The sequence below is a fragment of the Tabrizicola sp. genome, from assembly GCF_031377265.1.
In the GTDB taxonomy this organism is placed as follows: domain Bacteria; phylum Pseudomonadota; class Alphaproteobacteria; order Rhodobacterales; family Rhodobacteraceae; genus JAUYQR01.
Genome location: NZ_JANMET010000137.1, coordinates 1 through 12,711 on the forward strand (window position 1 = coordinate 1; position 12,711 = coordinate 12,711).

At 63.1% G+C, this 12,711-nt stretch carries 9 protein-coding genes and 1 pseudogene; 4 read left to right on the top strand and 6 right to left on the bottom strand.

Annotated elements, in window-relative coordinates; translation table 11 throughout:
• The 3 genes and pseudogenes from lon to RMO18_RS07885 all read right to left on the bottom strand — a co-directional run.
• Positions 1-1,492 (bottom strand): annotated as a pseudogene (lon, locus tag RMO18_RS07875) (endopeptidase La); the annotation flags it as partial.
• A gap of 231 nt (positions 1,493-1,723) precedes the next feature.
• Positions 1,724-2,368: a VTT domain-containing protein gene (locus RMO18_RS07880; protein WP_309665061.1), complete on the bottom strand. Its 645-nt coding sequence runs from the start codon at positions 2,366-2,368 to the stop codon at positions 1,724-1,726.
• Positions 2,365-3,096: an SDR family NAD(P)-dependent oxidoreductase gene (locus RMO18_RS07885; protein WP_309665062.1), complete on the bottom strand. Its 732-nt coding sequence runs from the start codon at positions 3,094-3,096 to the stop codon at positions 2,365-2,367. The genes RMO18_RS07880 and RMO18_RS07885 overlap by 4 nt, the downstream gene beginning before the upstream one ends.
• Positions 3,097-3,152: 56 nt before the next feature.
• On the opposite strand from RMO18_RS07885, the gene RMO18_RS07890 reads away from it, so the two are divergent.
• Positions 3,153-3,767: a Crp/Fnr family transcriptional regulator gene (locus RMO18_RS07890; RefSeq protein WP_309665063.1), complete on the top strand. Its 615-nt coding sequence runs from the start codon at positions 3,153-3,155 to the stop codon at positions 3,765-3,767.
• Here the strand turns inward: RMO18_RS07890 and tgt are convergent.
• On the bottom strand, positions 3,728-4,858 hold the full coding sequence (gene tgt / locus RMO18_RS07895) for a tRNA guanosine(34) transglycosylase Tgt (protein ID WP_309665064.1): 1,131 nt from the start codon (positions 4,856-4,858) through the stop codon (positions 3,728-3,730). The genes RMO18_RS07890 and tgt overlap by 40 nt on opposite strands.
• 146 nt (positions 4,859-5,004) lie before the next feature.
• On the opposite strand from tgt, the gene RMO18_RS07900 reads away from it, so the two are divergent.
• The 3 genes from RMO18_RS07900 to RMO18_RS07910 are packed head-to-tail and all read left to right on the top strand — an operon-like array spanning position 5,005 to position 10,147.
• Positions 5,005-5,625 carry a helix-turn-helix domain-containing protein gene (locus RMO18_RS07900; RefSeq protein WP_309665065.1) on the top strand — a complete coding sequence of 207 codons (621 nt, stop codon included), beginning with the start codon at positions 5,005-5,007 and terminating at the stop codon, positions 5,623-5,625.
• 6 nt (positions 5,626-5,631) lie between these two features.
• Positions 5,632-6,819 (top strand): efflux RND transporter periplasmic adaptor subunit, encoded by a 1,188-nt coding sequence (locus RMO18_RS07905; protein ID WP_309665067.1) that lies wholly within the window; start codon positions 5,632-5,634, stop codon positions 6,817-6,819.
• A gap of 10 nt (positions 6,820-6,829) precedes the next feature.
• Positions 6,830-10,147: an efflux RND transporter permease subunit gene (locus RMO18_RS07910; protein ID WP_309665068.1), complete on the top strand. Its 3,318-nt coding sequence runs from the start codon at positions 6,830-6,832 to the stop codon at positions 10,145-10,147.
• Positions 10,148-10,306: 159 nt separating this feature from the next.
• Here the strand turns inward: RMO18_RS07910 and RMO18_RS07915 are convergent, their stop codons facing one another.
• Positions 10,307-11,986 (bottom strand): hydantoinase B/oxoprolinase family protein, encoded by a 1,680-nt coding sequence (locus RMO18_RS07915; RefSeq protein WP_309665069.1) that lies wholly within the window; start codon positions 11,984-11,986, stop codon positions 10,307-10,309.
• A partial coding sequence (locus tag RMO18_RS07920; protein ID WP_309665070.1) for a hydantoinase/oxoprolinase family protein occupies positions 11,979-12,711 on the bottom strand: 733 nt, incomplete at its 5' end. The genes RMO18_RS07920 and RMO18_RS07915, both read right to left, overlap by 8 nt.

A 12,711-nucleotide genomic window follows, 5' to 3' on the forward strand; every position in this document is an offset into this window, starting at 1 on the left:
CGCGCTTTTCGTCCTCGGTGTAGCCCGCCAGCGGGATGATCTCCATCCGGTCCAAGAGCGGGCTGGGCATGTTGTAGCTGTTGGCCGTGGTGATGAACATCACGTTGGACAGATCGTATTCCACCTCAAGATAGTGATCGACGAAGGTGTTGTTCTGTTCCGGGTCCAGCACCTCCAGCAGCGCCGATGCCGGATCGCCCCGGAAATCCTGCCCCATCTTGTCGATTTCATCGAGCAGGATCAGAGGGTTGGTCGTCTTCGCCTTTTTCAGCGTCTGGATGATCTTGCCGGGCATGGACCCGATATAGGTCCGCCGGTGACCCCGGATTTCGGATTCGTCGCGCACACCGCCAAGGCTGATGCGAATGAACTCGCGCCCCGTGGCTTTGGCAACCGACCGGCCAAGGCTGGTCTTGCCCACGCCCGGTGGGCCGACAAGGCACAGGATCGGGCCTTTCAGCTTGGTCGACCGCGCCTGCACCGCCAGGTATTCGACGATGCGTTCCTTAACCTTGTCCAGACCGTAGTGATCGGCATCCAGCACCGCCTGCGCCTTGACGAGATCCTTCTTGACGCGGGACTTCACGCCCCACGGCACGCCAAGCAGCCAGTCAAGGTAGTTGCGCACCACCGTGGCCTCGGCCGACATCGGCGACATCGACTTCAGCTTCTTGACCTCGGCATCGGCCTTTTCGCGGGCCTCTTTCGACAGCGCGGTCTTCTTGATGCGTTCTTCCAGCTCGGCAACCTCGTTCTGGCCTTCTTCGCCGTCGCCAAGTTCCTTCTGGATCGCCTTCATCTGTTCGTTGAGGTAATACTCGCGCTGCGTCCGCTCCATCTGGGTCTTGACGCGGGTCTTGATCTTCTTCTCGACCTGCAGCACCGAAAGCTCGCCCTGCATCTGGCCTTAGACTTTTTCCAGCCGCTCAGCCACGTCCAGCGTTTCCAGCAGGTCCTGCTTCAGACCAACCTCGATGCCAAGGTGACCGGCCACAAGGTCGGCCAGACGGGCCGGTTCGCGCGTGTCGGACACCGCGGCCAGCGCCTCTTCGGGAATGTTCTTCTTGACCTTGGAATAGCGCTCGAACTCCTCGCCGACAGCACGCACCATCGCCTCGACCGACGATTTGTCGCCGGCAGTTTCTTCAAGCGCCACAGCCTTTGCTTCAAAGAACGAAACGTTTTCAACAAACTCGGTGATCTTGACGCGCGCTTTGCCTTCGACCAGCACCTTCACGGTGCCATCGGGCAGCTTTAGCAGTTGCAGCACATTCGCCAGCACGCCGGTGCGGTAAATGCCATCCGTGGTCGGGTCATCGACCGTCGGGTCGATCTGCGACGACAAGAGTATCTGCTTGTCGTCCTGCATCACTTCTTCCAGCGCGCGGACCGACTTTTCACGGCCGACGAACAGCGGCACGATCATGTGCGGAAACACCACGATATCGCGGAGGGGGAGGACGGGGTAGCTTTGTGAAAGCTCGGTGGTCATGACGCTTCCTTCGTTTCAGCGGACGGCCCGGCCCCGATCATCGGCAGCACAAGAGCCTTCCCTTCAGGCAACTGTATCTGGTGCCGAGGACAGGGGCTGTCAACCACCAGAAGTCCGGGCGCCAAAACGTCATCAGCATGCACCCGCTGCCAAGCAGCCGCAAGACGGGAATGATCCGGATTGTCGGTAGATGTTGACCCGGGGTGTTGCGGCGATCAGATCGCGCGCAGATCAGGCCCCGCGCCGAACAAAGGCCGTCCAACACAGAAGCAGCGTCACGCTGACCCCGATTGCTATCAGGATCGCGGGTGTCGGGTTGTCGGGTGCGCTGATCGCCCCGCCATAGGCCACGATAAACGCGAAGGGGACGACGCCGACAGCATAGCCAAACAAGAACCGCCGCAGCGGCATGCGTGAAATCCCCGCCAGTACGCAGCTGAGCTCTGGCAGGATCGGCAGCGCCTGACAGCAGAACAGCACAACCAGATCGTTGCGTGCGAAAGCCGCCTCGATCTCGGCCAGACGCGCAGGGTCGTTGTAGAACCTGCGCAGGAAGGGTCTGCCATAACGGTGACCAAGCAGATAGCCGCCACAGCCCAAGGCCATCAGGCCGGTGGCGGAAGCGATCCCGCCGAGGACGGGGCCCAGCATGAACCCCGCCAGAAGGATGGTGATCATCGTCGGTATGGCGACCAGCATGTCCAGCAACAGCAGGATGACCACCGTTCCGATCACCCAGGCCGGATGGATCGTATCCAGCCAGATCAGCCAGGACCTGATGCCCGCCTCGGTGATCAGCCCGCTGCGTTCAAACAGAAAAAAGGTCGAGGCAAAGGCAATCGCAAGGATCGCCGCGATCTTCAGAAGGTCTTTCATGATCCGCGCAACATCCGCCGCCCCAGCCACGGCGCGAGGGCCTGGATCAAAGGCAAGGCACGTGCCGCGCCCACGCAGATCACCGGCTTGCCGCGCGCAAGCCCTTGCAGGATCGCCGTGGCTGCGGCCTCGGCGCTGATCTTGCCTTTGCCACGCCCCGCCGTCATCGGCGTGTCGACCAGCGGCAGGATGACCTCGATCACCGCGACGCCCTGACCTTCCATCTGATAGCGCAGGCTTTGGGTAAAGCTGTGCACCCCGGCCTTGGCCGCCGCGTAAAGCCCCGCGCATTCCTTAGGAAAGAACGCAAGTCCGGATGAAACATTCACGATCGCCCCACCTCCGCGCGCGATGATGCCGGGGGCCAGAGCGCGCACCAGCAGTGCCGGGGCCAGCAGGTTCACCATCACCTCGTCTTGCAGCATCTGTGGGGTCGAGCCAGGGTCGAGCAGCGTCAGCGCATGCTGCACGCCAGCATTGTTGATCAGGATCTGCAGGTCCGGATGCGCGCTTGCCACATCGGTTGCCACGGCGGCGATACTGGCAGGATCGGACAAATCGCAGTCATGGGTGAAGAGCCCCGGCTGGACCGGCATCTCGCCGACGCGGCGGGCCAGAACCACGACCTTGTGGCCTGCCCCGAGCAAAGCCCGCGTCATGGCAGCGCCGACCCCCGAAGTGCCGCCGGTGATCAGCACCTTGCAGGGCCGATCCAAAAATCTTGACATCTGGGTCTCCGCATCAGATTCGCAGAGATGGAATAGGCCGAAATGAGGCGTCTGGCGTGAACCTGAGTTTAGAAACCGGTGCTGCAGCGCAAAGTCTGATCGCGGCCCTGCGCGGGGCCACGTCCGGGCGCACATGCTGGAGACCGCGCAGCTGCGCCAGATCGGCCGTGATCTTTGCACAGGGCGATTTGGTGGGGGGTATCTTCGTGCTGCAGAAGGGCCTGGTCAAGCTTACCTATGGCACGGCGGACGGCGAGGAATGGATCAAGAGCTTCATCGTCGACACCGGCGTTTTCGCCGCGACCGATGGCGACGACAGCACCAGCAGCTACGCTGCGCGGTGCCTGGAGCCAAGCGAGGTGGTCTGTCTGCCGCGCAACATGGTGACCCAGGCCGTCAGCGGCGATCCTGCCGTGCAAAGGGCCTATCTGGACTTCACCGCCTGGGTGATGCGGCGCAAGCAGGCGCGTGAGGCGGCCCTGCTCGGCGCGTCGCCGGAGGCGCGGTATCGCCACCTGCAATCGACCAGTGCCGGCATTCTGGCGCGTCTGCCGCAAGGCGACATCGCACGCTATCTGGGGGTCACGCCAATCGCCTTCAGCCGGATCAAGCGCCGGATTGCGGATGCCGATCAAAGTGGGGCGATATCGCCATCCGCCCGCATCGCGTGAAACCCGGCCACGAATGCGTCCAGCCGCGCTCCCGCGATCGCATCGCGCAGACCCTGCATCAGCACCTGATAGTAGTGCAGGTTGTGCCAGGTCAGCAGCATCGACGCGATGATTTCGTCCGCCTTGACCACATGGTGCAGGTAAGCGCGGGAATAGCCGGTGCAGGCCGGGCAGGCACACCCCTCATCCAGCGGGCGCGGGTCGTCCCGATGGCGGGCGTTGCGCAGGTTGATCTGGCCGCGCGGCGTCCAGGCCTGCCCGGTGCGCCCGGATCGCGACGGCAGCACGCAATCCATCATGTCGACGCCGCGTTGCACCGCGCCGACGATATCGTCGGGTTTGCCGACCCCCATCAGATAGCGCGGCTTGTCGGCGGGCAGCATGTCGGTTGCATAGTCCAGCACGCCGAACATCGCGTCCTGCCCCTCGCCCACGGCAAGGCCGCCCAAGGCATAGCCGTCAAACCCGATCGCGGTCAGCGCCGCCGCCGATTCCGCCCGCAACTCCGGCGATACACCGCCCTGCATGATCCCGAACAGCGCGTGCCCTGGACGCTCGCCAAAGGCATCGCGGGACCGCTGCGCCCACCGCATCGACAGGCGCATCGATTTGGCCACCGCCTCTTCGGTCGCGGGCAAGGCCGGGCATTCATCAAACGCCATCACGATGTCAGACCCCAGAAGGCGCTGGATTTCCATGCTGCGTTCGGGCGTCAGCAGGTGCTTGGACCCATCGATATGCGAGGAAAAGCGCACCCCCTCCTCGGTAAGCTTGCGCAGGCTTGCAAGGCTCATCACCTGAAACCCGCCAGAATCGGTCAGAATCGGGCGGTCCCAGTTCATGAAACGGTGCAACCCGCCAAGCGCAGCAATTCGCTCCGCCGTCGGGCGCAGCATCAGATGATAGGTATTGCCAAGCAGAATGTCGGCACCCGTTGCCTGCACGCTGTCCGGCAACATCGCCTTCACCGTCGCCGCCGTGCCCACTGGCATGAACGCCGGCGTGCGGATCTCGCCGCGCGGCGTTGCAATCACACCGCTGCGCGCCCGCCCGTCGGTTGCATTCACTGAGAATCCGAAACCCACCGCCATCAGCTGCCCATTTTGTTCGCTTCTGCCGATGCTTTGGTCGAAATAGGCAGAAAAGCCAAGCGATGCGTGGCAGTCTTGTCGCGAAACTTGACAAGACCGGTCACTTCGGCAAAACCGTGAATGAACGTTCATTCCGAGTCGCTGCCTTGACAATCACACCGCCTCATCCGCTCTCAGCCGCCGAAGATCGTGGTCACGAGATCCTCGCGTCAGTCCGCCACGCCTTTGCTGAAAAAGGCTTTGATGGTGCCTCGATGCAGGATCTTGCCCGCGCGGCCGGGATGAGCGTGGGGAATTTCTACCGCTATTTCCCATCCAAGGCGGCGATCGTCGAGGGCATGGTCGGCCTTGATCTGGCAGAGATCGAACGCGATTTCGTGGAAATCCGCGCCTCAGTCGACCCGATGGCCGGACTGCGCGCCAAGATCATCCAGCGCATCACTGAGGATTGCCAGTATGACGGCCAGCTTTGGGCCGAGATCACCGCCGCCGCCATTCGCAAACCCGAGATCGCGGCCGCCTCGATGCGCATGGAAGTCGCCGTCGTGCGGCATCTTGCCGCCATCTTCGCGCAGGTGACTGGCCGTACTGTGGAAGCGGCGCAAGCGCGTTATCTTGGCCACTGTGAGCTGTTGATCCTGTTGATCAAGTCCACGACGGTGCGGGCCAGCCAATGCGGCCCGGCCAGTGCTGATCTGGCTCGGCTTGTCCTGCGTACCATTGACCAGACCCTGTTGGATGTCACCAACGACACGGCAAAAGGCTGAACCGCAATGCGACTGATCCCCTTCCTGACCCTGACCGCAGCCCTTCTGGCAGCCGTGCCAGCTATGCAAGCCGTCGCCGAAGATGCCCCCATCGCCCCTGATGCGACCGAAGTGGTCCTGCCGTCGATCACCGTCACGGAGGTGACCGCCCGGACGCTGCGTGACAGGGTGATCGCTGCCGGTCTGATTGGCCCGGTCGAGGAGGTACAGGTCCAGCCCTTGATCGAAGGCCAGCCGCTGGAAAAACTGCTGGTCGAAGTCGGTGATCTGGTGACCGAGGGGCAGGTTCTTGCCGTGCTGTCGAACACCACGCTGGAGCTGCAGCGCAGCGAGTCACTGGCCTCGCTCGCGTCTTCAAAAGCCTCGATCGCTCAGGCCGACGCCCAGCTTCTGGAAGCCGAAGCAAACGCCGCCGAAGCCCAGCGTGTTGCCGACCGTACGAAAAAGCTTCGTGAACAAGGCACGGCAACGCAGGCCGCGGCGGATACTGCGAATGCCAATGCGGTGTCGGCAAATGCCCGCGTGATGGTGGCGCGGCAAACCCTGGCCGCGGCAAAGGCGCAGTTGGATCTGTCCGAAGCCCAACTTGAAAACGTTGATCTGCAGCTGGCCCGTACCGAAGTGCGCGCCCCCGTGGCAGGCAAGATCGTGGAACGCAACGCCCGCATCGGCGGAATTGCCACGGCCTCCGGGCAAGCCATGTTCGTGATCGTCCGCGACGCAGCACTTGAACTGCGCGCCGACATCGCCGAAAGCGACCTGCTGCGCCTCAAGGTTGGACAAAAGGCCGTTCTGCACGCCGCCGGAACCGACGCGGCGCTGACCGGGACGATCTGGCTGGTGGAACCAACGATCGACGCCACAACCCGCCTTGGCCGCGCCCGGATTGCCATCGACGATCCCGAAATGCTGCGCTCCGGCATGTTTGTCGAGGCCGAGATTCTGGTCGACGAACGCAAGGCCGTGTCCGTTCCGGTGACCGCTGTCGGTTCGGATCAGTCCGGCACCACCGTGATGCGGGTGAAAGATGGCCTGGTTGAACGGGTAGAGGTCAAGATCGGCATCCGCGACGGCAGTTTCGTCGAGATCCTCGAAGGGCTTGCCGAAGGTGACACCGTCGTAAGCAAAGCCGGCGCATTCGTGCGATCGGGCGACCGGATCAACCCGGTTCTGGATGTGGCTGCAACAAACTGAGGGAACTGCGATGAACTTTTCAGCCTGGGCCATCCGCAATCCGGTTGCACCGCTGTTGGCATTTTTCATGCTGATGGTGCTGGGCTGGCAGTCCTTCGTCAGCTTGCCGATCACCCGGTTCCCGAACATCGACGTGCCGCTGGTGGCGGTGACTGTCGCACAGCCCGGCGCCGCTCCTGCCGAAATGGAAGCCCAGGTCACCAAGGAGATCGAAGACGCCGTGGCCGGGATCACCGGTGTCAAGAACGTCAATTCCTCGGTGACCGACGGCGTGTCCACCACCGCCGTCGAGTTTCGCATGGAAGTGCCCACCGACAAGGCGGTGCAGGACGTCAAGGATGCCATCGACCGCATCCGCGGCGATCTTCCCGGCGAGATCGAAGCGCCCATCGTCACGCGCATCGACATCGAAGGTCAGGCGATCATGAACTTCGCGGTGACCGCCCCCGGCATGACGCTGGAAGAAGTGTCATGGTTCGTGGACGACACCGTGACCCGCGCTTTGCAGGGCCGCCCCGGCATTGGCCGGGTAGACCGCTACGGCGGGGCAGAACGCGAAATCCGGATCGAGCTTGATCCGGTAAAGCTGAACAGCTTTGGCATCACCGCTCAGGACGTATCCTCGCAACTCAGCCGCACCAACACCGACCTCGGCTCAGGCCGGTCCGAGATTGGCGCAGGCGAACAGGCGATCCGCACCTTGGGCGATCAGGGCACTGTGGACCAGTTGTCTGCAACGACCATCGCCCTTGCCTCAGGCCGTCACGTCCGTCTGGCGGATCTTGGCCAGATCGTCGACACCTACAAGGAAGTCCGCTCGTTCAGCCGCTTCAACGGCAGCGAGGCGGTCACTTTCGCGGTGTTCCGCTCCAAGGGCGCCTCCGAGGTCAGCGTTGCCGAAACCACCAACGCCGCCCTCGACACCGTTCGCACCGCACATCCCGATGTCCAGATCACGATGATCGATGACACCGTGTTCTATACCTACGGCAACTACGAAGCCGCCATCGACACCCTGCTGGAAGGCGCCTTGCTGGCCATTCTGGTGGTGCTGATGTTCCTGCGCAACTGGCGCGCCACCCTGATCACCGCCGTGGCCTTGCCACTGTCCGCAGTGCCGACGTTCTTCGTGATGGACCTGCTTGGCTTCTCGCTGAACCTCGTCAGTTTCCTTGCGATCACGCTGGCCACCGGCATTCTGGTGGATGACGCAATCGTCGAGATCGAGAACATCGCGCGGCATATCCGCATGGGCAAGACCCCCTACCGCGCCGCGATCGAGGCCGCTGATGAAATCGGTCTGGCCGTTATCGCCACCACCTTCACCATCGTGGCAGTGTTCGTGCCGGTGTCGTTTATGCCCGGAATTCCCGGCCAGTACTTCCGACAATTCGGCATGACGGTCGCCATTGCAGTGCTGTTTTCGCTTCTGGTCGCACGCCTGATCACGCCGATGATGGCCGCCTATCTGATGAGCGCCAAGGACGCGGACGAACACAACGCCAAGGACGGCCTGGTCATGCGCGGCTATATGCGGATGGTCAGCACCACCACCAAAGTGCGGCGCCTGCCGTGGCTGAACTGGCGGTTCCCGACGTATTACGTGACCCTGATTGTCGCCGTGATCGTGGTGGGCTTTTCGGTCAAGGCGATGCTGGGCGTGCCCGGCAGCCTGTTCCCGCCAGAAGACGTCAGCCGGGTGTCAATCTCGGTGGAACTGCCGCCAGGATCAAGCATCGATCAGACCCGCATCACCACCGACGCGATGCGCGACGCCATCAAGGACGTTGATGGGGTCAAAAGCGTGCTGGTCATCGGCGGCTCCTCTCCGACCGGGGATATCGACGTCCGTCGCGCCAGCGTTTCGGTCGTGCTGGACCGGCTGGACAACGGTTTTACACGCAAGTTCTCCGATCTCGGGCAGGCCCTGCCGCTGATCGGGCCATTCCTGCCGCAGGCCGCAGCCAACGGACGCTTGCGCCCGCAGAACGAAATCGAGGCCGAAATCTTCCAGCGCCTCAAATCCGTGCCCGACGTGCGGACGTTCAAGCTGAATGACCGGGGCGAGCGCGACATCAACTTCTCGATCCTGTCTTCCAACGAGGCCGACCTGAACCTCGCGGTGCAAAAGCTCGAAGCGGCACTGGCGGGCGAGCCGCTGCTGGCCAACGTCGCATCCGAAGGCGCCCTGCCCCGCCCGGAAATCCAGATCACGCCACGGCTTGAAGAGGCCGCTCGTCTGGGCATCACCACCCAGCAGATCGCCGCCGTGGTGCGGGTTGCAACCATCGGCGATTACGATTCGTCGCTGGCCAAGCTTTCCATCGACAACCGCCTGATCCCGGTCCGGGTGCGCCTCAAGGATTCGTGGCGCGAGGATCTTTCGCGCATCTCCTCGCTGCGTCTTGCAACGGCCACCGGCACAACGGTCCCGCTGTCCGCCGTTGCCGATGTTGAAATCGCCGAAGGCCCCGCCACGGTTCAGCGCCTTAACCGCGAGCGTATCGCCTCGATCGGTGCCAGCCTGCCGGTCGGGGTGGCGCTTGATACCGCCACCGCCCGTTTCAACGAAATCGTGGCCTCGGTGACCTTGCCCGCATCTGTCAGGGTGGCCCCCGCTGGCGACGCCGAGGTTCAGGCCGAACTGTTAAGCTCGTTCGGCAATGCGATGATCATGGGGTTGATGTTGGTTCTGGCGGTGCTGATCCTGCTGTTCAAGTCGGTGCTGCAGCCGTTCACCATCCTACTGTCGTTGCCCCTTGCCATCGGCGGCGTGGCAGGGGCCCTGATCCTGACCAGCAATCCGCTGTCGATGCCGGTTCTGATCGGCATCCTGATGCTGATGGGGATCGTGACCAAGAACGCGATCCTGCTGATCGACTTTGCCATTGAAATGCGCGTCCGCGGCCTGGAACGGATCGCTGCTGTGGTCGAGGCCGGGCACAAACGGGCACGGCCGATCGTGATGACCTCCATCGCGATGTCGGCGGGCATGTTGCCCTCCGCACTTGGCATCGGCGAAGGCGGGGCGTTCCGCGCGCCGATGGCGATCGCGGTGATCGGCGGGATTATCGTCTCGACCGTGCTCAGCCTGGTCGTGGTGCCATCCTTCTATCTGATCATGGATGACTTTTCGCGCGCGATAAGTTGGCTTTTCAGCCGCATGATCGGCAAGAAGGAAGCCGAGCCGGAAAGCCCCGAAGCCCATGTTCTGGCCGAACGGATCGAGCAGGGCAAGGTTGATATGGCTTTGCTGCAAGGCCGCCTGACAGCACTGGAAGATGCTGTGACGGGCAAGCGCAAGACCACGCTGCACGTCGCTGAATGACCGGGGACTGATGCGAAAACCGGCTCATGGTTAACGCAATCTGAGGCATCCGCACGTGTAGACGCGATGTAGACGCAGGGAAGACGAAAAGAAGACGCAGGGAAGATCAGGAAAAGCGTGCGGTTTCATCGCGTTAACCCACCGAACGATGCCAGAGATTCACCCCCCGGGCCAAAGCCGCTTCGCCTCCGCCGCGCTATAGCGGCCCAGCCGGACATCCTCGGCGATCTGGGCCGGGTCACGCGCCGCCACCGGGCCGTAACCCCCACCGCCGGGGGTACGCACGCGCACCCGGTCACCCGGCTTCAAGGCAATATCCTGCGCCTTCGAAAGGTGCGGCGGGATCATGGTCACCCCATCGCGGATCACCTCCACCCGGTTCACAGCACCATCCCGCCCACCCAGCGCGCCCTGCGGCCCGACCCGGCCATGATCCATCACGAAACTGGCCCGCGCCTCGCCGCGCAACAGTTCAATCTCGTAGTCAAGGCCGAACCCGCCCCGCTGTTGCCCCGCCCCGCCCGACCCTTCGTGCAATGCATATCGGCGGTAAAGCACCGGGTAGGTCTGTTCCATGATCTCCACCGGCGGCGCCTTGGAAATGCCGATGGTGGAACACCCGTTCGACAGCCCGTCATGCCGCGCATTGCCGCCATAACCGCCGCCGGAAATCTGGTACATCACATAGTCGCGGCCCCGCTCGGGATCGAACCCGCCAAGGCCAAAGTTGCCCGAAGTGCCCGCTGGCGCTGCGGTCACCCGGTCGGGCAACGGCTGCACCAGGGCCGCAAACACCGCCTCGGCAATCCGCTGGCTGACTTCGGCGGCACAGCCGGAAACCGGGCGCGGATACTGCGCATCAAGGAACGTGCCCTCGATACCGGTGACCACAAGTGGCTCGAACGCCCCCGCCGAAATCGGCACATCGGGAAAGATGTGGCGCATCGCAAGGTACACCGCAGACAGCGTCGTGGCGCGGACCGAATTCATCGGCCCCATGCAGGGCGGCGATGACTTTGCGAAATCAAACGTAAGGCTTGCATCGGCGTTGGTCACCGTCAGCGCGATGGTCAGGGGCTGGTTCACCACGCCGTCGCTGTCGACGATTGCAGTGCTGTGATAGCTGCCGTCCGGGATCAGCCCGATCATCGCGCGCATCTGTCTGGCGGCCAGTCGGCGCATTTCGGCAATGGCCTCTGTCACCGTCGCATCGCCGTAGCGGTCCAGCAGCGTCCCCAGCCGTTCTGCGCCAACCAGCAAGGCCGAGGCTTGCGCCGTCACGTCGCCAATGCGTTGTTCTGACACGCGAATATTGGAACAGATGATCTGGTAGATTTCCCGGTCCATCCGGCCCTTCTTGAACAGCTTCACCGGCGGAATCCGCAACCCCTCCTGCTCGGCACTGATCGCCGAGGCGGAAAAACCGCCGGGTACAGCGCCGCCGGTATCGGGCCAATGCCCGGTGTTCGAAAGCCAGCAGAAGATTTCACCAGCCCGGTAAACCGGCATCGCAAAACGCACGTCCATAAGGTGGGTGCCACCAAGATAGGGATCATTGACGATGTAGATGTCACCCGGTTCGGGCGCGCCGGTGATCCCTTCGGCGATGCGTTCAAGGATCGTCCGGGTCGAGAACTGCATCACGCCGACAAACACCGGCAGGCCCATGGAACCCTGCGCAATGAGGCTGCCGTCGGTCGCTGAATAGATGCCGTCGGAACGGTCGTTCGCCTCGGCAATGACCGGCGAGAAGGCGGCCCGTGAAAACGTCAGGTCCATCTCGTCGCAGACCTGCTGCAGGCCGGCCTGGATGACAGCAAGGGTAACGGGGTCAAGCATGCGGGAGGTCCACGATCAAGTTGCCATCCGGGTCGGATGTCACGGTGCAGCCGGGGTCGATGATGCTGGTCGTGTCCATCTGTTCGATGATCGCCGGCCCAATCAGGTGCAGATCCAGCGGCAGGTGATCGCGCCAATACACCGGCGTATCTACCCAGCCACCGAACCACACGGCCCGGGTGTCGGACGGTGTGGCAATGGCCTTGCGCCCGTTGGGATCGATCAGCCGCGACAGATCCAGCTCCGCCCGCCGACCGATCACCGATACGTTCAGGTTCACCAGGTTCGCCCGGATAGTCGGCAGATCGACCCGGAAGCGGGCATGATATGCCGCTTCGAAAAGGGTTTGAAGCTCGGCCCGGCTGGGGATTGCGGATGGCAGGGCCACGCGCAGAAGATGGGTTTGTCCGACAAACTGCATGTCGGCCGAAAACTCGGTGCGCAGATCGGTCAGGGTGATCTTTTCCGCCCGGATCAGGCGGCTGCCTTCGGCCTGTTGTGCGGCAAGAATGGCGTGGACGTTGGCGATATCGGCGATGTCCAGCGGTTGGTTGATCGTCCGCACAAAATCATGCCGCAGGTCCGCCACCACGCAGCCAAGCGCGTTGGTGATGCCGGGGCGGGCCGGGATCAGCACCTTTGGGATGGCAAGTTCACGCGCCAGCGCGACCGCATGCAACGGCCCTGCCCCACCAAACGCAAACAGCGCGAAATCACGTGGATCA

Coding starts and splice junctions, on each gene's coding strand:
- tgt (WP_309665064.1), bottom strand. CDS start 4,858: ATGGCGGTGGGTTTCGGATTCTCAGTGAATGCAACCGACGGGCGGGCG.
- RMO18_RS07905 (WP_309665067.1), top strand. CDS start 5,632: ATGCGACTGATCCCCTTCCTGACCCTGACCGCAGCCCTTCTGGCAGCC.
- RMO18_RS07910 (WP_309665068.1), top strand. CDS start 6,830: ATGAACTTTTCAGCCTGGGCCATCCGCAATCCGGTTGCACCGCTGTTG.
- RMO18_RS07885 (WP_309665062.1), bottom strand. CDS start 3,096: ATGTCAAGATTTTTGGATCGGCCCTGCAAGGTGCTGATCACCGGCGGC.
- RMO18_RS07880 (WP_309665061.1), bottom strand. CDS start 2,368: ATGAAAGACCTTCTGAAGATCGCGGCGATCCTTGCGATTGCCTTTGCC.
- RMO18_RS07915 (WP_309665069.1), bottom strand. CDS start 11,986: ATGCTTGACCCCGTTACCCTTGCTGTCATCCAGGCCGGCCTGCAGCAG.